21 protein-coding genes are annotated in these 23,569 nt (G+C 75.4%); 6 read left to right on the plus strand and 15 right to left on the minus strand.

Annotated features, from left to right (window positions below; genetic code table 11):
- Positions 1–29 precede the first annotated feature (29 nt).
- Together AUV08_RS04265 and AUV08_RS04270 are read left to right on the plus strand one after the other, a co-directional pair.
- Entirely contained in the window at positions 30–1,505 is a 1,476-nt protein-coding gene (locus tag AUV08_RS04265; RefSeq protein ID WP_061867162.1) for a TrkH family potassium uptake protein, read from the plus strand.
- A complete protein-coding gene (locus AUV08_RS04270) occupies positions 1,498–2,175 on the plus strand; it encodes a TrkA family potassium uptake protein (protein ID WP_049147925.1) in 678 nt (225 codons plus the stop codon). The genes AUV08_RS04265 and AUV08_RS04270 overlap by 8 nt, the downstream gene beginning before the upstream one ends.
- 15 nt (positions 2,176–2,190) lie before the next feature.
- Here the strand turns inward: AUV08_RS04270 and proC are convergent, their stop codons facing one another.
- From proC to AUV08_RS04300, 6 genes are all read right to left on the minus strand, one after another.
- Positions 2,191–3,021 carry a pyrroline-5-carboxylate reductase gene (gene proC, locus AUV08_RS04275; RefSeq protein WP_041104022.1) on the minus strand — a complete coding sequence of 277 codons (831 nt, stop codon included), beginning with the start codon at positions 3,019–3,021 and terminating at the stop codon, positions 2,191–2,193.
- Positions 3,018–3,902 (minus strand): sugar phosphate isomerase/epimerase, encoded by an 885-nt coding sequence (locus AUV08_RS04280; protein ID WP_061867163.1) that lies wholly within the window; start codon positions 3,900–3,902, stop codon positions 3,018–3,020. The genes proC and AUV08_RS04280 overlap by 4 nt, the downstream gene beginning before the upstream one ends.
- A gap of 2 nt (positions 3,903–3,904) precedes the next feature.
- Positions 3,905–4,927 (minus strand): exopolyphosphatase, encoded by a 1,023-nt coding sequence (locus AUV08_RS04285; RefSeq protein ID WP_036341216.1) that lies wholly within the window; start codon positions 4,925–4,927, stop codon positions 3,905–3,907.
- A 5-nt stretch (positions 4,928–4,932) separates the two neighbouring features.
- Positions 4,933–7,767: a type I DNA topoisomerase gene (gene topA, locus AUV08_RS04290; RefSeq protein ID WP_061867164.1), complete on the minus strand. Its 2,835-nt coding sequence runs from the start codon at positions 7,765–7,767 to the stop codon at positions 4,933–4,935.
- Positions 7,768–7,909: 142 nt separating this feature from the next.
- Entirely contained in the window at positions 7,910–9,586 is a 1,677-nt protein-coding gene (locus AUV08_RS04295; RefSeq protein WP_061867165.1) for a methyltransferase, read from the minus strand.
- Positions 9,583–10,512: a rhodanese-related sulfurtransferase gene (locus tag AUV08_RS04300; protein ID WP_061867166.1), complete on the minus strand. Its 930-nt coding sequence runs from the start codon at positions 10,510–10,512 to the stop codon at positions 9,583–9,585. Before AUV08_RS04300 ends, AUV08_RS04295 begins: the two co-directional genes overlap by 4 nt.
- Positions 10,513–10,605: 93 nt before the next feature.
- Between AUV08_RS04300 and AUV08_RS04305 the strand changes: the two genes are divergently transcribed.
- Both AUV08_RS04305 and AUV08_RS04310 read left to right on the plus strand, forming a co-directional pair.
- A complete protein-coding gene (locus tag AUV08_RS04305; protein ID WP_061867167.1) occupies positions 10,606–11,379 on the plus strand; it encodes a GNAT family N-acetyltransferase in 774 nt (257 codons plus the stop codon).
- A complete protein-coding gene (locus AUV08_RS04310; RefSeq protein WP_061873112.1) occupies positions 11,376–13,976 on the plus strand; it encodes a DEAD/DEAH box helicase in 2,601 nt (866 codons plus the stop codon). The genes AUV08_RS04305 and AUV08_RS04310 overlap by 4 nt, the downstream gene beginning before the upstream one ends.
- Here AUV08_RS04310 and AUV08_RS04315 read toward each other — a convergent pair.
- From AUV08_RS04315 to AUV08_RS04340, 6 genes are all read right to left on the minus strand, one after another.
- Complete coding sequence (locus AUV08_RS04315; RefSeq protein ID WP_041104006.1) at positions 13,892–14,335, minus strand: Rv3654c family TadE-like protein; 444 nt, start codon at positions 14,333–14,335, stop codon at positions 13,892–13,894. The genes AUV08_RS04310 and AUV08_RS04315 overlap by 85 nt on opposite strands.
- Positions 14,332–14,784, minus strand: a complete 453-nt coding sequence (locus AUV08_RS04320; RefSeq protein ID WP_041104004.1) for a TadE family type IV pilus minor pilin — start codon at positions 14,782–14,784, stop codon at positions 14,332–14,334. Before AUV08_RS04320 ends, AUV08_RS04315 begins: the two co-directional genes overlap by 4 nt.
- Positions 14,777–15,010: a DUF4244 domain-containing protein gene (locus AUV08_RS04325; protein WP_041104002.1), complete on the minus strand. Its 234-nt coding sequence runs from the start codon at positions 15,008–15,010 to the stop codon at positions 14,777–14,779. Before AUV08_RS04325 ends, AUV08_RS04320 begins: the two co-directional genes overlap by 8 nt.
- A 176-nt stretch (positions 15,011–15,186) precedes the next feature.
- Positions 15,187–16,314, minus strand: coding sequence for a type II secretion system F family protein (locus AUV08_RS04330; RefSeq protein ID WP_061867169.1), 1,128 nt, complete (start codon positions 16,312–16,314; stop codon positions 15,187–15,189).
- Positions 16,311–17,636 (minus strand): CpaF family protein, encoded by a 1,326-nt coding sequence (locus AUV08_RS04335; RefSeq protein ID WP_061867170.1) that lies wholly within the window; start codon positions 17,634–17,636, stop codon positions 16,311–16,313. Before AUV08_RS04335 ends, AUV08_RS04330 begins: the two co-directional genes overlap by 4 nt.
- A 161-nt stretch (positions 17,637–17,797) precedes the next feature.
- On the minus strand, positions 17,798–18,607 hold the full coding sequence (locus AUV08_RS04340; protein WP_041103998.1) for a CoA pyrophosphatase: 810 nt from the start codon (positions 18,605–18,607) through the stop codon (positions 17,798–17,800).
- Between the two features lie 36 nt (positions 18,608–18,643).
- Here AUV08_RS04340 and AUV08_RS04345 point away from each other — a divergent pair, with 36 nt between their 5' ends.
- The gene (locus AUV08_RS04345; RefSeq protein WP_061867656.1) at positions 18,644–19,849 is read left to right on the plus strand and encodes an NAD(P)-binding domain-containing protein; all 1,206 of its coding nucleotides are present in this window, start codon (positions 18,644–18,646) and stop codon (positions 19,847–19,849) included.
- Between the two features lie 21 nt (positions 19,850–19,870).
- Here AUV08_RS04345 and nth read toward each other — a convergent pair whose 3' ends face one another.
- The gene (nth, locus tag AUV08_RS04350) at positions 19,871–20,677 is read right to left on the minus strand and encodes an endonuclease III (RefSeq protein WP_061867655.1); all 807 of its coding nucleotides are present in this window, start codon (positions 20,675–20,677) and stop codon (positions 19,871–19,873) included.
- 234 nt (positions 20,678–20,911) lie between these two features.
- Here nth and acs point away from each other — a divergent pair, with 234 nt between their 5' ends.
- Entirely contained in the window at positions 20,912–22,852 is a 1,941-nt protein-coding gene (acs, locus tag AUV08_RS04355) for an acetate--CoA ligase (protein WP_061867654.1), read from the plus strand.
- Positions 22,853–22,927: 75 nt separating this feature from the next.
- Here acs and AUV08_RS04360 read toward each other — a convergent pair whose 3' ends face one another.
- On the minus strand, positions 22,928–23,410 hold the full coding sequence (locus AUV08_RS04360) for a GntR family transcriptional regulator (RefSeq protein ID WP_049144842.1): 483 nt from the start codon (positions 23,408–23,410) through the stop codon (positions 22,928–22,930).
- Positions 23,382–23,567 carry a methionine/alanine import family NSS transporter small subunit gene (locus AUV08_RS04365; protein ID WP_049144840.1) on the minus strand — a complete coding sequence of 62 codons (186 nt, stop codon included), beginning with the start codon at positions 23,565–23,567 and terminating at the stop codon, positions 23,382–23,384. Before AUV08_RS04365 ends, AUV08_RS04360 begins: the two co-directional genes overlap by 29 nt.
- Between the last annotated feature and the right edge of the window lie 2 nt (positions 23,568–23,569).

Below are 23,569 nucleotides of genomic sequence, written 5' to 3' on the forward strand. Positions count from 1 at the left end.
TTCCCCGTCCCGCGTGCAGGAGGTGCCCCGTGGCAGGTCCCCGTCCGACCCCGCACGCCCGCCGCCACGGCGGGCTGCGTCGGCCCGGCGGCCTCCCCCGGCCCGGCCAGGCCTCCACGCTGGAGTCCTCGACCGGCCCGCGCACGGTGCTGCGGCGCTCGGGCCGCGCCGTCAGCTCGGTGGTGGGCGGCTCCCCGGCCCGCGCCGCCCTCTCCGCCTTCGCCCTCATGGCCCTGGTGTTCACCGGGCTCCTCGCCCTGCCGTGGGCCGCGGCGGACGGCCACGCCACCCCCCTGCACGACGCCATGTTCACCGCGGTCTCCGCCTTCTCCGTGACCGGTCTGACCACCGTCAACACGGCCGTGCACTGGTCCCCCGCGGGCCAGGTGATCATCCTCGTGGCCATCCAGATCGGCGGCCTGGGCATCCTCTCGATGGCCTCGCTGCTCACGCTGGCCGTCTCCCGGCATCTGGGTCTGAGGTCGAAGCTGGCGACGCAGCAGGCGGGCATGACCTCCGGGAATCTCGGCGAGGTCGGCCGGCTGCTGCGCGTCGTCGTCGTGACGGTGCTGACCGCCGAGGCCGCGCTGGCGTTCTTCCTCGTGCCGCGGTTCGCGGCCATCTCCGGCTCGTGGCTCACCGGCCTGTGGCACGGGGTCTTCTACTCGGTCAGCGCCTTCAACAACGCCGGGTTCACCCTCCACGTGGACGGCCTGCCGGAGATCATGCACGACCCGGTGATCATCACGGTGCTCGGCGTCGGCGTGTTCCTGGGTGCGCTCGGCTTCCCCGTGGTCATGGTGCTGCTGGAGAAGGGGTGGCGATTCCGGGAGTGGAACCTGCACACCAAGCTCACGGTCGAGGTGACGCTGGCCCTGCTGGTGCTCGGCGCCGTCGCCCTCTTCTTCTTCGAGGCGGGCAACCCGGCGACCCAGGCCGGCATGGGCTTCTGGCAGCGGGTCGGACACTCGCTCTTCGGTTCCGTGATGACCCGCTCCGGCGGCTTCGCGATCGACGACACGAACGCGCACCGGCCCGAGTCCCTGCTGCTCATGGACGCGCTGATGTTCGTGGGCGGTGGGTCCGCCTCCACCGCGGGCGGCATCAAGGTGACCACGCTGGCGATCATGTTCCTCGCGATCGTGGCGGAGGCGCGCGGCGACCGCGAGGTGACGGCGCACGGCCGCACGATCGCCCCCGAGTCCCTGCGCGTGGCCATCGCGGTGCTCGCCCTCGGTGCCACCCTCGTGCTCGTGGCCACTCTGGCGCTGGTGCACATCACCGACGAGTCCCTCCAGCGGCCCCTGTTCGAGGTGATCTCCGCGTTCGGCACGTGCGGGCTCTCCGTGGGCGTCTCCGCGGAGAGCCCACCGGCCGGCAAGTACGTCCTGACGGCCATGATGTTCGCGGGCCGCGTTGGTACGATCACGTTCGCCGCCGCCCTGGCCCTGCGCCAGCGGCGCGTGCTCTACCGCTACCCCGTCGAGAGGCCGATCATTGGCTGACGCCCCGCAGCGCACCGATCCCAACGCCCCCGTGCTCGTCGTGGGGCTGGGCCGCTTCGGCGCCGCCACGGCGGAGGAGCTCGTCGCGCAGGGCCGCGAGGTGCTCGCCGTCGAGCGGGACCCCGTCCTCGTGCAGCGCTTCGCCCCCTCGCTCACCCACGTGGTGGAGGCGGACGCCACCGACTCCGAGGCCCTGCGCCAGCTCGGCGCGCAGGACTTCGCGACGGCGGTGGTCGGCGTAGGCACCTCCATCGAGGCATCGGTGCTCATCACCGTGAACCTCGTGGACCTGGAGATCCCCCACATCTGGGTGAAGGCGATCAGCGAGGCGCACGGCACGATCCTCAAGCGGATCGGGGCGAACCACGTGATCTTCCCGGAGCACGACGCCGGTGTGCGCGCCGCCCACCTCGTGAACGGGCGCATGCTCGACTTCATCGAGTTCGACGACGACTTCGCGATCGTGAAGATGTACCCGCCGGCCGAGTGCGTGGGCTTCACGCTCGCCGAGTCCCACGTGCGATCCAAGTACGGCGTGACCGTGGTGGGTGTGAAGACCCCGGGCGAGGACTTCACCTACGCCCAGCCGGACACCCGGGTGGGCCCGCGCGACACCCTCATCGTCTCCGGGCACACGGACCTCATCGACCGGTTCGCGGCCCGGCCCTGAGGCACGCCGGAGCCGTCAGGCCCCGAACTCCTCGGCCATTTCCTTGTCGCGCTGCGCGGCCGCGTCCATGGCACGGTTCACGAGGTCGCCCATGCCGCCGTCCAGGAACGCCTCCACGGCCTTCTCGGTGGTGCCGTTCGGGCTCATCACGGCCTTGCGCAGAGCCTCGGCCCTGGCCCCCTCCTGCTGGAGCATGATGCCCGCGCCCTTGACGGTGGCCGCGGCCATGGCCTCGGCGGCGGCGGCGTCCAGTCCCATCTCCGCACCGTGGGCGGCGATCAGCTCGGCCAGCAGGAACACGTAGGCCGGGGCGGAGCCGGCGGTGGCCACCACGGCGGAGAGCTGCTCCTCGGCCACCGGGACCACCAGGCCGGAGCCCTCGAAGAGAGCGCGCACGGCGGTGGTCTGCTCCTCGGTGACGCCCGGCCCGGGGGCCATGCCGACGACGCCGGAGCCCACCGTCAGGGGCGTGTTCGGCATGGTCCGCACGATCGGCTGCCCCGCCGGCAGCACGGCGGCCATGGTGGCGGAGGTGACGCCGGCTGCCACGGACACCACCACGGTCTCGGGGCGCAGCGACGGCGCCAGGTCCGTGAGGGTGGCGACCATGTCCTTCGGCTTCACGCCCACCAGGACGATGTCCGCCTCGGCGACCGCGGCATGGTTGGCGCGTTCGTCCCGCTCCTGGGAGGTCACGGTGACGCCGTGCTGCGCGGCGGCCTTCTCGGCGGACGCGGCGGAGCGGGTGGTGGCGGTGACGTCCTCGGCGCGCACGGCGCCGGCGTCGAGGGCTCCGGCGAGGATCGCGCCGGTCATGGTGCCCAGGCCCAGGATGGTCAGCTTCATGGTCGGTCCGTCTCCTTCGTGGTCGGGCGCGGGGCGTCGTCGTGGTGGTGGTCGGTCCCGCCGGCGGCCAGGTGATCGCGCGCGAAGGCGAGCGAGGCGGCGAGCATCTCCTCCCGCTGGCCCGCGTACTCCACGCCGCGCGTGCCCACCTCCACGCACACCGTGCCGGCCAGGCCCGCGGTCGCCAGGTGGCGCAGGGTCTCGGCCACGCGCTGCGTGCCCTCGCCGGGGGCCAGGTGGTCGTCCTTGCCGGAGTCGTTGCCGTCGGTGAGGTGGACGTGCCGCAGCCGCGGGCCGAGCTCGCGGACGGCCGCCAGGGAGTCCGCCCGCGCGATGGCCGCGTGGGAGAAGTCCCAGCAGATGTGCTCGTACGGCTCGGGCAGCGGGTTCCAGTGCGGCAGGTACATCTTGGCCTCGCGGCCGTAGGCCCGCCACGGGTACATGTTCTCCACGGCGATCACGACGCCGGTCTCCGCCATGAGCTCGTGGATGCCCTCGGCGAAGCGCACCGCGTACGTGCCCTGCCAGCGGAACGGCGGATGGGCCACCACGGTGGCCGCGCCCACGGCCTGCGCCAGCTCCACGGAGCGGCGGATCTTGGACCACGCGGAGCCCCAGACCTGCTGCGTGAACAGCAGGGTGGGCGCGTGGATGGAGTCGATGGGCATCCCGTGCCGCTCGGACAGCCGCGTCAGCCGCCGCGCGTCCTGGCTCCACGCGTTGTGCGTGACCATGACCTCCACGCCGTCGTAGCCGAGGTCCTCGGCGGTGGCGAACACGTCCTGGGTGCCCAGGGGGAACACGGACGAGGAGGACAGGGTCACGGGGATGTCCGCTCCGAAGCGCGCCGCGGGGGCCAGGTGCGCGGTGGAGTCCGCCATGGTCAGCGCACCCCCAGGCTCAGTCCCGGCAGGAGGGTGTCCGGGTTGAGGTTCACGTGGCCGACGCCGGGCCGGCCGTCCCGGGTGAGGTGGCCCTCGAGCATGAGCGCGTCGAGGCGGTTGAGGATCAGGCCCTCGCGCAGCGCCCACGGGCAGATCTCGAGCTGGGCGATGCCGAACGTGCGCATGGCCGTCAGCGCGACGATCGCCCCCGCGAACACCTGGTGCGCGCGCACGTCCGAGACGCCGGGCAGCTCCGCCCGCTCCGCGACGGTCATCGCCGCGAGGCGGTTCACCCACAGGTGCAGGTCGTCCGCGCGCAGGTGCCGCTTCACGAAGGGGCCCGCCGCCGACGGCGCCGCCCCGGTGATCCGGGCGAGGGAGCGGAACGTCTTCGAGGTGGCGGTGACCACCACGGGCGACTCGATGCGCGGGAAGGCCGTATACGCCTCCTCGAGTCGCTTCTCCACGTGCTTGCGGAGCTTCTTCACCGCCTTGGGGCTGGGCGGGTCCTCGAGCACCCAGTCGCGGGTGAGGCGGCCGGCGCCCAGCGGCAGGGACAGGGCGTGCGAGGGCAGCTCGTCCTGGCCGTAGGCGATCTCGAAGGAGCCGCCGCCGATGTCGAAGTTCAGGATGGAGCCGGCGCCCCAGCCCTGCCAGCGGCGCACGGCGAAGTACGTCATGGCCGACTCCTGGTCCCCCGTGAGCTCGGAGAGGTGCACACCGGTCTCGGCCTGCACGCGGGCCAGCACGGCGGCGCCGTTCGCGGACTCGCGGATCGCCGAGGTGCAGAACGAGATCATGTCCTCCGCCCGATGCTCCTCCGCGAACGCGGCGGCCTCACGGACGAAGTCCACGAGCTCCCGCTGTCCCTCCTCCGTGATCGCCCCGTCGGCGTCCTGGTAGCGGATCAGCGGAAGGGAGCGCTTGTGCTCCGCGTAGGCGACGGGGCGGGCCCCCGGGTGGGCGTCCACGAGCAGCAGGTGGACGGTGTTGGACCCGATGTCCAGGACGCCGAGGCGCATGGCGCTCAGGCCTTCTTCCGCGCGGTGGTCTTCTTGGCCGGGGCCTTGCGGGCCGCCGGCTTCTTGGCACCGCCGCGGGTGGCCGGGCCCTTGGCACGCTTGTCCGCGAGCAGCTGGTAGGCCTCCTCCGCCGTGAGCTCCTCGGGCTGACGGCCGCGCGGGACGGTGATGTTGGTGACCCCGTCCGTGACGTACGGGCCGAAGCGGCCCTCCTTCACGGTGACCTTCTTGCCGGAGACCGGGTCCTCGCCGAACTCGGCCAGCGGCGGCTTGGCGGCCCCGCGGCCACGCTGCTTCGGCTGGGCGTAGATCTCGAGGGCCTGCTCCTGCGTGATGCTGAAGATCTGGTCCTCGGACTCGAGCGAGCGCGAGTCCGAGCCCTTCTTCAGGTAGGGCCCGAAGCGGCCGTTCTGGGCGGTGATGACCTCGCCCTCGGCGTCCGCGCCCACGACGCGCGGCAGGGACATCAGCTGCAGCGCCTGCTCGAGGGTCACGGTGTCCACGGACATGCTCGTGAAGAGGGAGCCGGTGCGGGGCTTCTCCTTGGCCGGCTTCTTCTTCGGCTTGGGCTTGCCGTTCTTGTAGTACTCGGTGGGCTGGGCGTCGAGCCAGGCCTGCAGCTCCTCCTCGGTCATCTCCGGGATGACCTCGGTGACGTAGGGCCCGTAGCGCCCGTCCCTGGCGACGACGGTCCGGCCCGTCTCCGGGTCCGTGCCGAGCTCGCGCTCGGAGGGCTGGGCGGTGGCGAACAGCTCCTCGGCCTTGGCCGGGGTGAGCTCGTCCGGGGCCAGGTCCTCGGGGACGTTGGCGCGCGGCGGGGTGGCGCCCGCCTCCGCGTCGGCCGGCAGCGACCGCTCCAGGTACGGGCCGTACTGGCCCACCCGCAGGGTGATGTCCTCGGTGATCGGCAGCGAGTTCACGGCTCGCGCGTCGATCTCGCCGAGGTTGTCCACCACGTGCTTGAGGCCCTCGACGCCCTTCTCCGTCTCCGCGGCGGGGGCCCCGAAGTAGAAGGTCTGCAGCCAGGCCTCGCGGCCGAGCTCGCCCGCGGCGATCCGGTCGAGGTCGTCCTCCATGCGGGCCGTGAAGTCGTAGTCCACGTACTTCGCGAAGTAGTCCTCGAGCAGTCCGATCACCGCGAACGCGGTCCACGACGGGACGAGCGCGGTGCCGCGCTTGGACACGTAACCGCGGTCCATGATCGTGGAGATCGTCGGGGCGTACGTGGAGGGCCGCCCGATCTCGCGGCGCTCCAGCTCGGCGACGATCGACGCCTCGGTGTAGCGGGCCGGCGGGGAGGTCTCGTGCCCGGTGGCCTCGATCGGGTCACCGGTGAGGCGCTCGCCCTGGGCCACCTGCGGCAGGCGGCGGTCCTTGGCCTCCGCGTTCTCGCCGTCGACCTCGGCGTCCCGGCCCTCCTCGTACGCGTCGAGGAAGCCCTTGAACGTGATGACGGTGCCCGAGGCGCTGAACTGCGCGAGGCGGCCGTCCTGCGCGGTGGCCGAGAGCCGCAGCGTGGCGGTGTAGCCCTTGGCATCGGCCATCTGCGAGGCCACGGTGCGCTTCCAGATCAGCTCGTACAGGCGGAACTCGTCCGGGCGCAGCTCGGCCTTGACCTGGGCCGGGGTCCGGAAGGAGTCCCCCGCGGGCCGGATGGCCTCGTGGGCCTCCTGCGCGGTCTCGTTGCGCTTGGCGTAGACGCGCGGCTGGGCCGGCACGGCGTCCGCCCCGTAGAGCTCGGTGGCCTGGCGCCGGGCGGCCTGCACGGCTTCCTGCGAGAGGTTCACCGAGTCCGTGCGCATGTACGTGATGTAGCCGTTCTCGTACAGGCGCTGGGCCACCTGCATGGAGACGCGGGAGCTCATGCGGAGCTTGCGGGCGGCCTCCTGTTGCAGCGTGGAGGTGGTGAAGGGGGCGGCCGGGCGGCGGGTGTACGGCTTGTCCTCCACCGAGTCGACCGTGAAGTCCGCCCCGCGCAGACCCTCGGCCAGCGAGCGGGCGCCGGCCTCGTCCAGGTGGGTCACCTTCTTGCCGGCGGAGGCCTTGAGCCGCCCGGCGTCGTCGAAGTCGCGGCCCGTGGCCACGCGCTCGCCGTCCACCGTGCTGAGGCGGGCCGTGAACGAGCTGCCCACGGCGTCCGCGGCCTGCGCGCCCTCGGCCACCGTGAAGGTGCCCTCCACGCCCCAGTAGTGGGCGGAGACGAAGGCCATGCGCTCCCGCTCGCGCTCGACGACGAGGCGGGTGGCCACCGACTGCACGCGGCCCGCCGAGAGCCCGCGGGAGACCTTGCGCCACAGCACCGGCGAGAGCTCGTAGCCGAACAGGCGGTCGAGGATGCGGCGCGTCTCCTGGGCGTCCACGAGGGCCGTGTCCAGCTCGCGGATGTTCTCCAGGCCTCGGCGCACGCCCTCCTGGGTGATCTCCCCGAAGGTCATCCGGTACACCGGCACCGTGGGCTTGAGGGTGTCCAGCAGGTGCCAGGCGATGGCCTCGCCCTCCCGGTCCGCATCCGTGGCGAGGTAGAGGGCCTCGGCGTCCTTGAGCTCGCGCTTGAGCTCCGCGACCTTCTTCTTCTTGTCCGGGTGCACCACGTAGTACGGGGTGAAGCCGTGCTCCGTGTCCACGGCGAACTTCCCGAACGGGCCCTTCTTCATGTCCGCCGGCAGGTCCGAGGGCTTGGGCAGGTCGCGGATGTGCCCCACGGAGGAGTCCACCACCCAGCCGGAGCCCACCGCGTTGAGGTACTTCGCGATGGACTTGCTCTTGGCCGGGGACTCCACGATGACCAGCTTCTTGCCCTCGGGCACGGGAGCGGTCACGGAAGCGGATGACGTGGACAAGGGGGTCCTCCTCGGACGGGGAAGGCGGTGGTTCCGGGCCGGTGCGCGGTGCACGCCGGCGTCGGGCGGACGTCCCCACATCGTAGGGGGCGCGGTGCCCACGATAACGCCCGGCGTCCCCGCGCCCGCCACCGCCCGATCGTCAGCCCTCCACCAGGAACCCGTCCTCGTACAGCTCCCGCAGCGCGGCCAGCAGGCCGGCCCGCCCGACGTCGTCCAGCTCCAGCAGCGCGGCGACCGCGCCCACCAGCTGCCCCACGGACAGCTCGCCGTCGGAGGCGGACAGCACGCCCGCCGTCGCGGTGTCCAGGCGCGCCACGCGCCGGAACCCGGAGCCCTGCCGGGCCAGGATCACCTCGGGGTGCTCCGCCCCGAACCGCTGGTGGCGCTCCTCCGTGACGTCCGCGGCCACGCGCAGGTGCAGGCCGCGCAGCGCGGCCAGGGCCGGGTCCCCGACGGCGTCCCCCGCCCCGGCGCCGGCGGTGAGCCGGTCCCGGCGGGCGACGGCGGCGGCCCACGCGGTGCCGAGGGCCTCGTCCACGGGCTGGGTCAGCTCCTCGGCGACCACCCACCCCCGGCCCTGGGAGCCGTCCGCGGCGGGCCGACGCAGCCACACGTGGCCGAAGCCCACGCCCGCGACCCCGCGCGCGGCGAAGTCGTCCAGGTAGCCGCGGTAGGCGGCCTCATAGGCGGGCGGGTCGAGCTCGAGCGAGGAGTCCTGCAGCCATGTCTCCGCGTAGCCCGCGGGGTCCTGCCGGTCGCGCTGGAGGAACCAGGCCTGCATCCCCGGCGCCACCCACGAGCGCGGGCGCGCGTCCCACGGTGCGGTGTCGGCGTCGGCGGTGTCCCCCGCCGGGATCTCCCAGTTGGCGAGCAGCTGCGCGGTGCCGCCCTCGGCGAGCACGTCCGGCAGGGCCGCGATCAGCTCCGCGACGATCCGGTCGCCTTCGCGGCCGCCGTCGCGGTAGGTCAGCATGGGCGCGTCCGGGTCCGTGCGCGGGGTGATCACGAACGGCGGGTTCGAGACCACGAGGTCGAACCGCTCCCCCGTCACCGGCGCCAGCAGATCGCCGGCCGCCAGCCGGACCCGGTCCTCGAGCCGGTCCCGGTCGAGGCCGAGCACGTCCGCGTTGAGCAGCAGGTTGAACCGGGTGAATGCCAGGGCCCGCTCGGACAGGTCCGTGGCGGTGACATGGTCGGCGTGGGCGAGCAGGTGCAGGGTCTGGATCCCGCAGCCCACCCCCACGTCGAGGGCGCGGGCCACGGGACGGCGCTGCGTGGCGCCGGCGAGCGTGAGGGAGGCCCGGCCGACGCCGAGCACGTGCTCGGGAGGCAGCGGGCCGCGCCGCTGCAGGGCCGTCAGGTCCGAGGCGATCCACATCCGGCCCGGCTCGTCCGCCTCGTACGGCGAGAGGTCCACCGCGCCGCGCACGCGCCCGTCCGGCCCCTCGACGACGAGCCCGGCCGCCACGGCCCCGGCCAGGCCGAGGCGGGGCAGCGCGGCGTCGAGGTCGGCGGCGGGGACGGGGTCGCCGAGCAGCCAGGCCCCGACGGCGGCGGCGAGGCCCCGCGTGCCATACCGGTCGCCGGGGCCGGCTGCGTCGTCGGGCCGGCCGGGGCCCGCCAGGTGACCGGCGACGACGCGGCGGGCGGCCTCGGCGTGCTCGCGGTCCAGGGCGAGCGTGGCCACGGGTCCGAGCAGCCCCTCGACGGCGGCGGTGGTGAACGGCAGGGCCGCCAGATCCGCGGCGAGGGCCACGGCCGTGGCCGGGGTCAGCCGCGGGGCGGGGGGCGACGGGGGTGTCGGGACGGGACTCATGCCTCGGTCCTCTCAGCGGGGTGGGGGCGGTGGGCGCAGACAGGACAGCGGTGCTCGGGGTCGTCGGCGGCGCAGGCCGCACAGCGGACCTCGAGCGTGGTGCAGGCCGGGTCGGCGCAGTTGCGCAGCGCCGAGGTCGGTGCCTCGCACGCGACGCACCGGCCGATGGTCTCGGCGTCGGCGGTGAAGCGGGTGGACAGGCGCCGGTCGAACACGGCCAGCTCGCCCCGCCACAGTCCGGCGTCGCCACGGGCCTCGCCGTAGCGGACGATGCCGCCGTCGAGCTGGTAGACCTCGGCGAAGCCGCGGTCCTTGAGCAGGGCCGAGAGGACCTCGCAGCGCACGCCGCCCGTGCAGTAGGTGATCAGCGGCGCGTCCTTGACGTGGTCCAGGGCCCCGGAGTCGACGGCGGCGAGCAGGTCGCGGGTGGTGTGCGCGTCCGGGACCACGGCCCCGTCGAAGCGGCCGATGGCCGCCTCCACCGTGTTGCGGCCGTCGAGGAAGCGCACGGGGTTCGCGGTGCCGGCCCGCTCGGCGACGAGCGCGTCCACCTGGGCGGGGGTGAGCCGCTCCCCCGTGCCGACGACGCCGTCCGCGTCCACGGTGATGCGCTCGGGGGCCCCGAACGCGACGAGCTCGGGCTTGACCTTGACGGAGAGGCGGGGGAAGTCCGCCGCCGAGCCGCCCGACCACTTCACCTCGAGGTCCCGGAACGCCGGATGCTCCCGCGTGCCGCGCACGTAGCGCTTGACCGCGTCGACCGGTCCGCCGACGGTCCCGTTGATCCCCTGCGGCGACACGATGATCCGGCCGGTCAGGCCGAGGGACGCCGCGAGCGCGCGCTGCCACAGCCGCACCGCCTCGGGGTCGGCGAGCGGGGTGAACCGGTAGTACAGCGCGATGCGGGAGAGGGCGGCGGTGCTCATCGAGGTCCAGGCTAGTGCGCGGCCCCGGATGTGACGGCCGTGCGGGACGGGCGGGGCCTGGCCCGCACCGGCCACACGCCTTACCCTTCAGACATGACTGAGCATCTGGATCCGGCACTGGTCGACATCTGGTTCGCGGCCTGGTCGCGATCGCGCGGCTACCGCACGAGCCAGGAGGCGGGGCGACGCGCGGCCCTGCGCACCCCTCGCCCCGCCCGCATGATCCCCGGCGGCTCCGGTCGCGCCACGGTGGACGTGCCGGCCACGTGGGAGCACGTGGTGGTGAACCCCTCCCGCGCGGAGCTGGAGGACCTGCGCGAGGCGCTGCGGGACCAGGAGCAGATCCTGCTCACCGTGTTCGGCGACGCCGGTGAGGACCCGAAGGCCATGGGCCTGAAGTCCCAGGCCGAGCCGGAGCGCTTCATGACCATGGACATGGACCCCGAGCTGCAGGACGTGGAGCCCCCGCTGCTGCCCGAGGGCTATGAGGCCCGCGTGGACCAGCCGATGGAGGGCAGCCGTCGCCTGCGCATCCTGGCCGTCGGCGCCTCGACCGCGCCCGAGGGCGAGGAGGAGCTCGCCGCCCTCGGCTGGGTCACCGAGGCGGACGGCACCGCCGTCTACGACCGGATCTGGACGTCCCCGAACCACCGTCGCCGCGGCCTCGGCTCCCTCGTGATGCGCTATCTCACCTCCGAGGTCATGAGCGAGGGTGAGATCAGCCGCGGCCTGCTCGTCGCCTCGCCGGACGGGCAGAAGCTGTACCGCCACCTGGCCTGGACCGACCTCGGCCCCGTGTCCATCTGGGGTCGCGGCCTGGCCGAGGACAACCCCACCGCCGAGCACACCGGCACCATGGGGGCGTGACCGGCCACCTCCCGGAGCACGATCCCTGGGCGGATCCCGCGGGCGGCTGGGGGACGCCCGGCGCGGCGGACGCCGCGCCGCCCGTCGACGACGCTGACCCGGACTTCTCCGGACCGGAGCCGCAGCCCGTCGGTGAGGTGGTGGCCGACGTCGTGGCCGGGCTGTCCGTCACGGCACCCGGCGACCTGCGCCCGGACACCCCGGCGGGGGCCGGACTCCGTGCGGCGCTGGGCCGGACCGGGCTGCCCGAGCAGATCCGCCACGTCACCGAGCTGCCCGCACGGCAGGCCCGGCACACGGACTGGCCCGCGGACGCTCCGGAGGGCCTGGTCGGGGCGTTCGCGGCGCGCGGCGTCGAGCGGCCGTGGCTGCACCAGGTGCGCGCCGCGGCCCTGGCCGGCGCGGGGACGCACACCGTGCTCGCCACGGGCACGGCGTCGGGCAAGTCGCTGGGCTACCAACTGGCGGTCGGCACCCGGCTGGCCGCCGACCCCCGGGCCACCGCGCTCTACCTCGCCCCCACCAAGGCCCTCGCGGCGGACCAGCTGACCTCCTGGCGCGCCCTCGAGCGGGACGGCGCCCCGGGGCTGCGCGCGGCCCCCTACGACGGCGACACCGCACCGCAGGACCGGATCTGGGCCCGCGAGCACGCCAGCGTGCTCATGACCAACCCGGACATGCTCCACGTCGGGATCCTGCCGCACCACGAGCGGTGGGCCGCGTTCTTCCGGAACCTGGCGTTCGTGGTGGTGGACGAGTCGCACACCTACCGGGGCGTCTTCGGCTCGCAGGTGGGCATCCTGCTGCGCCGGCTGCGGCGCATCGCCGCCCACTACCGCGGGGACCGGCCGGAGACCGTGTTCATCGGGGCGTCGGCGACGTCGGCGGATCCGGCCGGGCACTTCGCCCGACTGATCGGGGCGCCGGCCAGGGCCGTCACCGAGGACGCGTCCCCGCACGGGGCGGTCACGGTGGCGTTCTGGGAGCCGGAGCTGACGGACCGTCGGGGCGAGAACGGCGCGCCCGTCCGCCGCTCGGCGATGGCCGCCGCCGCCGACCTGGTCACGGACCTGGCCCTGCAGCAGGTGCGCACGCTGGCGTTCATCCGCTCGCGGCGCGGGGCCGAGGCCATCGCCAGCGCGGCCAAGCGGCAGCTCGAGGAGGTCGAGCCGGGGCTCGGCACGCGGATCGCGGCCTACCGCTCGGGCTATCTGCCCGAGGAGCGGCGGGAGCTGGAGGCGGACCTGCGCTCGGGTCGGCTGCTGGGCATGGCCTCGACGCCGGCGCTGGAGATGGGCATCGACGTCGCGGGGCTGGACGCGGTGGTGGTGGCCGGCTGGCCGGGCACCCGCGCGTCGTTCTTCCAGCAGATCGGCCGCGCCGGGCGCGGCGGCCAGGACGCGCTCGCGTTCTTCGTGGCCTCGGACGACCCCCTGGACACGTTCGTGGTGGACCACCCGGAGGCCGTGTTCGACCTGGGCGTGGAGGACACCGTGGTGGACCCGGAGAACCCGCACCTGCTCGGCCCGCAGCTGTGCGCGGCCGCCGCCGAGCTGCCGATCACGCCCGAGGCGTTCGGCTGGTTCGGGGAGCCGGAGCGGGTGCGCGCCCTGCTGGACGTGCTGGTCGAGCAGGGGCTGCTGCGCCGTCGGCCGGCCGGCTGGTTCTGGACGCACCCCGAGCACGCCGCCGGCATGGTCTCCCTGCGGGACGACGGCGGCGGGCCCATGGACATCATCGACGCCGAGTCCGGTGCCCTGCTGGGCACGATGGACTCGCCCCAGACCCACTACCAGGCGCATCCCGGCGCGGTGTACGTGCACCAGGACCGCACGTACCTCGTGGAGGAGCTGGACGAGGACGCGCACGCGGTGGTCGTCACGCGCGCCTGGCCGGACTTCACCACGCAGGCCCGGGACGTCACGGAGATCGAGATCGTGGCGGTGCACCGCCGCCTGGACGCGCGCGCGGGCACCCTGCGCTGGTGCCTCGGGGACGTGCAGGTCCGCACCCAGGTGGTGTCCTTCCAGCGCAAGGCCCTGGTCTCCGGGGAGGTGCTCGGCGAGGAGCCCCTCGACCTGCCGGCACGGGACCTGTTCACCTCCGCGGTGTGGTTCCAGGCAGCCTCGGACGAGCTCATCGCCGCGGGACTGACCACGGATCGCCTGCCCGGCGCCCTGCACGCGGCCGAGCACGCGATGATCGGCATGATGCCGCTCGTCGCCTCGAACGACCGCTGGGACATCGGCGGCGTCTCGATGGTCCTGCATCCGGACACCGGCTCCCCCGCCGTGTTCGTCTACGACGGCCGGCCCGGCGGGGCGGGCTTCACCGAGCGCGGCTTCGAGCAGGCGCGGCGCTGGGTCGAGGCGACGGCGGGGGCCATCGCGGCGTGCGAGTGCGCGGAGGGCTGCCCGTCCTGTGTGCAGTCCCCCAAGTGCGGCAATCGCAACAGCCCACTGGACAAGGCCGGCGCGCTGACCGTCCTGCGGTTCCTGATGGACCACGCCGATCACCTCGTCCCGGCGGACGCCTCGACCGACGGCTCGGGCGGCGCCTCCTCCGGCGGGGCCACGGACGCGGCGCCCGGGGCCTGAGACCGCGGCGGGCCCGCGACGGCGTCGGCCGTGGCCGCCGGCAGCGGGGCGCGGGTGAGCTCGACCGCGACGCGCACGGTCCCGTCCTCGCGCACCTCGCACGCCACGACGGCGGCCCCGTTGCGTTCGGCGGTCCGCCCGGCCAGCGCGCACGGCTCGTGGTCGGAGAGCCCGCGCCGGGCGTCGGAGGCGGCGAGCGCCGCCAGATCGGCGGCCCCGGCCGCCCGGGCGCCGGTGACCGAGGCCTGCCCCAGCGCCGCGACCGCCAGCAGCAGCCCCGCCCCCAGGGCGGCGGTGCCCAGGACGGACACGGTGCCCGAGCCGCGTTCGCCCCGCGCGGGCGCCCTCCCGCGGGTCATGACCGGTCCTCCGGCGAAGCGGCGGGCGTTCCGGGCCGCTGGTCGGGGGCGGCGGCGTGCGCGGTGAGGGTGAGGGCCTCGGCCCAGGCGAGCGGCCCGGGACCGGGCTGGACGACCTCGACGGTCACCCAGCCGCCCTTGATGGTGTGCGAGAGCGAGGCATCGTCGCCGGCCATGCGTGCCACGGCGTCCCGGGCCGCCGCCTCGTCATCGCCCCGGGCGAGGATGCGGGCGGCCGACGCCGCCGCGTCCTGACCCCGCACCTGCTGCACCGCGGCGGCCCCGGCCAGCAGGACGGACACGAGCACGAACGCGATCACGGGCAGCAGCACCGCGTACTCGGCCGTGACGGCCCCGGTCTCGCCGCCCCGGAGCGCCCGGGGCCACCCCGCCGTCCGGGCGCCCGTGCGGCGCCCGGACGGCGAGGCGGAGGTCGGGTGCTCAGTCACGCTGGAGCGCCCCGGAGACGAGGTCCACGAGCAGCGACTGCACGTCCGGGCTGGTGAGCACGACGGCCAGCACGCCCGCGAAGCCCACGGCGGCGAGCGTGAGGATGCCGTACTCGGCCGTGATCGCGCCGGTCTCCTCGCCCGCAGCGTCGACGACGCGGGCGAGGCGGTCGCGGTCGCTGGGGCGGGTGACGGCGGGCTGGGCGGAGTGGGAGCGGTGGGTCATGGTGGTCCTCCTGGAGTGGGCCCCGCGGTGCGGGGCGGTGATGACGGCCCGGCCGGGCCGCTGGTCCCAGGCTGGCCCGCTCCGGGGCCCGCGCGCCGGGGGCGATGCGGATCCGGGGATGGGCCGGGGCGATCGGGGCCCTGTGCAGGACCGGACGCCCCGGCGTCGCCACGGCCTCAGCCCGGTCCCGCCCCGAGCAGGGCCATGACGACGGGCACCACGCCCCAGCACACGAAGGCCGGCAGCAGGCACAGCCCCAGCGGCATCACCAGGCGCACGGCGAGCTCCTCGGCCGCCCGTTCATCGGCCCGCCGGGTCTGCTGACGGACGGCGGCGGCGGTCTCGGCCAGCGTGCGGGCGCCGGCCATCCCGGACCGGTGCAGCGGCCGCAGCCGGGCGGCGGTCTCGATCCACACCGGGTCCGTGTCGAGCCCCGCCCACGCCTCGTCCCAGTCCCGGCCCCAGAGCAGCAGCGTCGCGGTGGTGCGCAGGCCGCGGGCGCCCGGCAGGGTTCGGCCGAGGTCGTCCAGCGCGGCGGGCAGGGATCGGCCGGCGCTGAGCAGCGCCGCCAACACGTCCAGCACGACGGCGGCGCCCACCGCCGCCGGTTCGCGCGCGGCCGCACGCAGCAGCAGGCGCGTCCAGGACCGCCCGGCCAGCCAGAACAGCAGCCCCACCGCGGCGACCACGGCACCGAAGGGCGAGCGGGCCAGGTCCCACGGGGAGGTGCCGAGCAGCCACGCGAGGCCGAGGCCGCCCAGGGGCAGCCACTGCAGCAGTCGGGACGTCGCGCCCGGCCCCGCCGCGGCCGAGCGGCGGGCCCGGGCCGCGTCCACGTCCGCCTCGAGACTGTGGGCCAGCCGCCGGGCCACGGCAGCGGGAGCGGCACCCGCCCGGGCCCCGGCCGCGAGCGCCGCGTCGACCAGCGCCCAGCCCGGGTCCCGTGCGGGGGTCCGCCAGGGCAGGGTCCCGCCGCCGCGCGCCGCCTCCCCGGTCGGCGCATGCGACGCCGGCACATCCCAGGCCAGTGCCTCGGCCCGGCGTCGGGCGCGGTGATGGGCACAGCACGCGGTGCCCGCCTCGCTCGGGCCCGGCCCGCAGGCGGGCAGGGTGCACGCGGTCTCCCGCCAGGCCTGCTCCTCGGTCAGGCCGGCCGAGACGAGGGCGGCCCAGCGGCGCAGCACGCCGACGAGCACCTCCGTCTCCTCCTCCGGCGTCGGCCGCCCCGCCCGCCAGGACAGCAGCGCCGCGGCACGCCCAGCGCGCGACCGTCGTGCCTGCCCGGCCGCCGTCGTCGTGCTCACCGGCCGCTCCGCCCCGCGAGCCGGGCCGCGAGCGCGGGCACGCCGGGTCCCTCGATGGTCCGCCCGCCCGCCGCCTCCGTCCCGGGTCGCCACGTGAGGGCGGGCAGCAGGGCGAACCCGTCGGCGCGCGGGTCCGGGACGGCGAGCTCGACGGGGTGCCGCCCGTGGCCGTCGCGGGCGAGGTGCAGCACGGCGTCCACGCCGGCGCGGGCCTGCGCGGCCACCGTCTCGGGCCGCCAGCCGGCCAGGGAGGCCATGGCCGTCAGCCGGGCGGGCACCTCGGCGGCGGCGTTGGCGTGCAGGGTGCCCCACGCGCCCTGGTGGCCCGTGTTCAGGGCGGTGAGGACATCGGCCACCTCGGCGCCGCGGCACTCGCCGACCACGAGCCGGTCCGGCCGCATCCGCAGCGCGTGGCGGACGAGCTCGGCCAGTCCGACCTCGCCGGCGCCCTCCGCGTTGGCGGCGCGGCACTGCAGGGCGACCACGTGCGGGTGATCGGGCGCGGCCTCGGCCGTGTCCTCCACGACGACGATCCGTTCGTCCCCCGGCACCCGGCCGAGGGCCGCGGAGAGCAGGGTGGTCTTGCCCGCCCCGGTCGCGCCGCTGACCAGGACGGTGGCGCGGTCGCGCACGAGCGCCTCGAGGGCGTCGGCCCAGAGGGCGCCGTCCGGCCAGCCGTCGGCCAGCGCGGCCAGCGACGGCGTCGTCGCGGCCGGGATCCGCAGGCTCAGCAGGGTGCCGCCGCCACTGACCGGGGGCAGGACCGCGTGGACGCGCACGCCGCCCACGCGGGCGTCGGCCAGCGGCACCGCCGCATCGAGGCGGCGGCCGGCCCGGTGCAGCAGCCGCACCGCGAGCGCCCCGGCGGTCTCGGGGTCGAGCCGACCGGGGCGGCGGACGAGGCCCTCGTCCCCGTCGGTCCACACCGCGCCCACGCCGTCCACGAGCACGTCAGTCACGCCCGGGGTGCGCACCCAGGGTGCGAGCGGGCCGAAGCCGTCGAGCTCATCGACCAGCGCCGCCACGCGCGGGTCGTCGATCGGCGCGTCGAGGGCCTCGGCGATCAGCGGGGCCAGCGGCGGCTCCGCACCGTCCGCGGCCGACGCGCGGGCCTCGGCCACGCGTCGGCGCACGGCGGCGACGTCCAGCCCGCAGGGGCCCGCTGCGGGTGCGGCGAGCGGCGGCGCGGCGACCTGCGTGCGTTCCGGCTCGGCCGCACCGGTGCGGGGCCACGGGAACCGTCGGCCGCCCTCGGGCGGGGCGAGGCGGGACCGTCGGCCCCGGGGCGGGCGGGCCGGGGCGGCGGGGACGAACGGGCGCATGGCGGACCTCCTGCGGGATGGGGGGCGGCCGCCGCGGTCCGCGGCCGCCGGCCCGTCCAGTCCACCGCCTCGCCCGCGCGCCCGCCTGCCCCGGTCGTCCGGCTGGGGACACGTGCCCACCCCCCGGCGCCTGTGCAGGAGCGGACGGCGCCGCGCAGCCGTCAACCGCGCAGGATCTCGTGGGTCCGCGCGTCGCGCACGCGGGAGTCGTCCCACGGCACGTCCCAGCCCAGCAGCGCCAGCACACGGTCCAGCAGCGCCGCCGTGAACCCCCACACCAGGCGCTCGCCCACGAGGAAGCCCGGCGTCTCGCCGCGGCGGCCGCCGGGCCGGGCCACGCGGCACCGGTTCGCGGGGTCCACCAGGTCCGCGACCGGCATCCGGAACACGGCCGCGGCCTCGGCCTGGTCGACCACCGCCACGCGACTGGGGTCCCGCCACCACCCGAGCACCGGGTGCACCACGTGCCCGGAGACCACCACCGGCACCGCCGGCAGCACGCCCAGGACCTCCACGCCGGCCGGGTCCAAGCCGGTCTCCTCCTGCGCCTCGCGCAGGGCCGTGGCCACGACGTCGGCGTCCTCGGGGTCGACGCGACCGCCGGGGAACGCGATCTGCCCGGCGTGCTGGCGCAGGGTGGCGGCGCGCTGGGTCAGCAGCACGTCCACGTGCGGGTGCACGCGCTCGGCGTCGTGACGGGCGGGGACGTCGTCGAGGGCGCCGAACAGGATCAGCACGGCGGAGGGGCGCGGATCGCCGGACCGGGGCCACTCGAAGCCCCACATCGGCACGGCCTCGGGCGGGATGGTGGTGAGCGAGGCCGGGTCGTGGTGACCGGGCGCGTCCGCAGGGGCCGTGCCCCACCGGGCCACGAGGTCCGCCAGCTGGTCCCGCGCACCCGTCAGCGACGCCTCGGACGTCCCGGCGGCGTCGCGGGAGGTCGGGCGGGGGCTCGCGGGGGTCTCAGGCATAGCCCCCACGCTAGCCGCCGGTCGTAGCCTCGGGGCATGACGGCTCCCCTGACCTCGCCCCCGGCGGACGCCGCGTCCCCGGATCCGGTGGACGTCGCGGTGATCGGCGCCGGACAGGCCGGACTGGCGGTCGGCTACTTCCTGGCCCGGGCCGCGCGGGACGTCGACCGCGGGCGCCGGCCGGGCCCGCCGCCGTCGTTCGTCCTGCTCGACGCGTCCGCCCAGCCCGGCGGCGCGTGGCCGCACCACTGGGACTCCCTGCGCCTGTTCTCCCCCGCCGAGCACTCCTCCCTGCCGGGCCGACCCATGCCGCCGTCGCCCGGTCCCGGCACCCCGGACGCCGGGCACGTCGTCGCCTACCTGGCCGACTACGAGGACCGCTACGGGCTGCCGGTGCGCCGGGGCGTGCGTGTCGCGGCGGTGACGCACGACGCCGCCGCGTCCCCGCCGTTCACCCTGCGGCTCGAGGACGGCACGGCCCTGAGCGCCCGCGCGGTGGTCTCCGCGACCGGCTCGTTCACCCGCCCGTTCGTGCCGGCTCTCCCGGGCGCCGACCGCTTCGGCGGCACGCAGCGGCACTCCGCCGCGTACCGCTCCCCCGACGCGTTCGCCGGGCGGCGCGTCCTCGTGGTGGGCGGCGGCAACTCGGGCGCCCAGATCGCGGCTGACCTGCTGCTGGCGGGTGTCGCCACCACGTGGGCCACCCGGCGTCCGCCCCGGTTCATGCCGGACGACGTGGACGGGCGGGTGCTCTTCGACCGGGCCTCGGCGCGCGTGCTGGGCCGCTCCGAGGCGCGCGTGGGCGACCTCGGGGACATCGTCATGGTGCCCTCGGTGATCCGCGCCCGCGACGAGGCCGGGCTCCACGCGGTCCCCGCGCCCACCGCGCTCACGCCGGACGGCGTCCGCTGGGACCACGACGCCGGCGCGAGCCACGGCTGGCCCGCCGCCAGCCGCGCCGCGGCCCGGGTGCGCGGCACCGAGCACCCGGTGGACGACGTCGTCTGGTGCACGGGCTTCCGGGCGGACCTGCGCCACCTGCGGAGCCTCGAGCTGACCCGCCGCCCCTCCGGGGCGCCGGCGACGGAGCGTGCGCTGCCGACCGCCTCGGTGGACGTGCCGGGGCTGCACCTGCTCGGCTACGACGACTGGTGCGGGGCCGCCTCGGCCACGCTCGCGGGCGTGGGGGTGCACGCGCGCCGGGCCGTCGACGCGATCCTCGCGGGCCTCACCGCGGGCTGAGCGGGTGGACCAGCCGGGCGGTCAGGCCTCCAGTCCGTGGCCGAGCGCGCGCAGCTCGCGGCGCGTCCGCCCCGCGCGCAGGAGCTCGAGCAGCTCCTCCCGGCCGGGCTTGAGCTCGTAGGCGAGCAGGGCGCGCGCCCGCTCGGGGTCGGTCTCCCCCTCGCCGTAGGACGGGCACCAGCGGGCGATCGGGCACGCCCCGCACGCCGGGCGGCGCGCGTGGCACACGCGGCGGCCGTGGAAGATCAGCCGGTGGGAGAGCATCGTCCAGTCACGGCGCGGGAACAGGGCGCCCACGGCGTGCTCCACCTTCACCGGGTCGGTCTCGTCCGTGAACCCCAGGCGTCGGGCCAGCCGGCCGACGTGCGTGTCCACCGTGATCCCGGGCTGGCCGAAGGCGTTGCCGAGCACCACGAACGCGGTCTTGCGCCCCACCCCGGGCAGCGCCACGAGGTCCTCGAGACGGGCGGGGACCTCGCCGTCGTGCCGGGCCACGAGCTCCTGGGACAGCCGCAGGATCGCCGAGGCCTTGTTCCGGTAGAACCCCGTGGAGCGCACGAGCTCCTGCAGCTCGGGCTCGGTGGCCGCCGCCATCGCGTGGGCATCCGGGAAGCGGGCGAACAGCGCCGGCGTGGCCGCGTTGACGCGCACGTCGGTGGTCTGGGCGGACAGCACCGTGGCCACGAGCAGCTCGAACGGCGTCTCGAAGTCCAGCTCGGCGACGGCGTACGGGTACGTCTCGGCCAGGATCCGGTCGATCCGCCGCGCCCGGCGCACCAGGGCCAGCCGGGTCTCCCCGGTCGGCGTGCCCGTCGACTCCGTCTCCATCCGCGCGTCCTCCCGCCCTCGTGCGATCCGCTCAGGTCCGACCATCCTAGGGAGCGGGGCACATGCCGACGTCCGCACCGCGTCCGGCCCCCGCTTCTGGGTGCGATGCGACACACAGGACCTGAGGATTTGTGGCGACGACGCCGCGCGCGGCATGCTGAGGCGGGAGACTAGTGTGGGACGCGTCACATCCGTGCCGCGCACCGACCGCACCACCCCGAAAGGACCCCGTCGATGGACGAGCAGATCCCCACGTTCCCGCCCCCGACCGAGTTCGCCGCCCAGGCGGTGGCCGGAGCCGACCTCTACGAGGAGGCCGCCGAGGACCGCCTGGCCTACTGGGCCCGCCGCGCCCGCGAGATCCTGCACTGGGAGCAGGACTTCACCGACGTCCTGGACTGGTCCGACGCGCCCTTCGCGAAGTGGTTCGTCGGCGGCACCACCAACGCCGCGTACAACGCCCTGGACCGCCACGTCGAGGCCGGCCACGGCGACCGCGTGGCCATCCACTTCGAGGGCGAGCCCGGCGACACCCGGACTTACACCTACGCCGACCTGGCCGCCGAGGTCCGGCGCGCCGCCAACGCGTTCGAGTCCCTCGGCGTGACCAAGGGAGACCGCGTGGCCGTCTACCTGCCGATGATCCCGGAGGCCGTCATCACGATGCTCGCGTGCGCGCGCATCGGCGCGGTCCACTCCGTGGTCTTCGGCGGCTTCTCCTCCGACGCCCTGCGCTCCCGCGTGGACGACGCCGAGGCCAAGCTCGTCGTCACGGCCGACGGCTCCTTCCGCCGCGGCAAGCCCTCCATGCTCAAGCCCGCCGTGGACCAGGCCCTCTCCGCGCCCGGCCACACCGCCGAGCACGTGCTCGTGGTCCGCCGCAACGAGGCCGAGGTCGAGATGACCGAGGGCCGCGACCTGTGGTGGCACGACGTCGTGGACGCCCAGTCCGACGAGCACGAGCTCGTGTGGCACGACGCCGAGCACCCGCTCTACATCCTCTACACCTCCGGTACCACCGGGAAGCCGAAGGGCATCCTGCACACCACCGGCGGCTACCTCGTGCAGGCCGCGGCCACCCACCACGACACCTTCGACCTGCACCCGGAGTCGGACGTCTTCTGGTGCACCGCCGACGTCGGCTGGGTCACCGGGCACTCCTACGTCGCCTATGCGCCGCTGGTCAACGGCGCCACCCAGGTGATCTACGAGGGCACCCCGGACTCCCCGCACCAGGGCCGCTGGTGGGAGATCGTGCAGAAGTACGGCGTGAGCATCCTCTACACGGCGCCGACGGCGATCCGCACGTTCATGAAGTGGGGCCGGCACATCCCGGACGAGTACGACCTCTCCAGCCTGCGCGTGCTCGGCTCCGTGGGCGAGGCCATCAACCCGGAGGCCTGGCGCTGGTACCACGAGGTCATCGGCGCCGGCCGCTGCCCCATCGTGGACACCTGGTGGCAGACCGAGACAGGCGCCCACATGCTCACCCCGCTGCCCGGCGTGACCACCCTCAAGCCCGGTTCCGCCCAGAGGCCAGTGCCCGGCGTCGTGCTGGAGGTCGTGGACGAGCTCGGCGAGCCCATGACGGACACGAGCGCGGGCTTCCTCGTGGTGCGCGAGCCGTGGCCGTCCATGCTGCGCGGCATCTGGGGCGACCGGGAGCGCTTCAAGGAGACCTACTGGTCCCGCTTCCCCGGCATGTACTTCGCCGGCGACGGCGCCCGCTACGACGAGGACGGCGACATCTGGCTGCTGGGCCGCGTGGACGACGTCATGAACGTCTCCGGCCACCGCCTGTCCACCACCGAGATCGAGTCCTCCCTCGTGGCGCACCCGTCCGTGGCCGAGTCCGCGGTGGTCGGCGCGAAGGATGAGACCACGGGCGAGGCGGTCGTCGCGTTCGTCCTGCTCACCGAGGACGCCGCCGCGGCCGATCGCGACGTCGCCGAGGTCGAGGAGGAGCTGCGGCAGCACGTGGGCAAGAACATCGGCCCCATCGCCAAGCCCAAGCGCGTGCTCGTGGTCCCCGAGCTGCCCAAGACGCGCTCCGGCAAGATCATGCGCCGCCTGCTCAAGGACGTGGCCGAGGGCCGCGACCCGGGCGACTCCACCACGCTGGCCGACCCCACGGTCATGCAGCGCATCGTGGAGACGCTCGCACCGAAGGCCTGAGCCGGCACGACGACGCCGCCCCGGTCCGCACGCTGTGTGCGGTCCGGGGCGGCGTCGTCGGTGGGCGGGCCCGGCTCAGGCGCGGGCGGCCGCGTCCCGCCGGACCAGCTCCACGGCCTCGTCGGGCGTGTAGCCGAGGCGTTCGAGCAGGGTGTCGAGACAGCGGCGCACGGCCTGGTGCGCGGCGTCCGCGCGGGCGTCCGCCGAGGCGGCCACGAACGTGCCCGCGCGCCCCCGGGTGCGGATGGTGCCGTGCGCCTCGAGCTCCTTGTAGGCCCGGGCCACGGTGCCCGGTGCCACGCCGAGCTCGGCCGCGAGCGCACGCACGGGCGGCAGTCGGTCCCCGCGGGCGAGGGATCCGGAGGCGACGCCGGCCAGGACCGCGTCCACGATCTGCCGGTAGGGCGGGGCCGGCAGGCTCCCGTCCACCGCCACGACCGGCAGGGAGGCGGAGACCACGCCCGCGGCCCCGTCGGCGACCGAGGCCGCGGACGGGGCCGCTGCGGACGGACCGGGGGCCCTCATCGACTCACCGGTGCTGCGCGTCGAGACGGCCATCCTCGCGCTCCCACACGGCGGGGGCCAGTTCGTCCTCGATGGCGAGGTCGCCCGAGGAGTCGTCCGGGTGGCGGAGCAGGTGGACGGCGGAGACCGCGAGGCCGCCCCACACCAGGAGGATGGCCAGGGACATCATGACGATCGCTGCGGTGCTCATCG

The sequence above is a fragment of the Micrococcus sp. CH7 genome, assembly GCF_001595485.1.
GTDB classification, from domain to species: Bacteria; Actinomycetota; Actinomycetes; order Actinomycetales; family Micrococcaceae; genus Micrococcus; species Micrococcus luteus.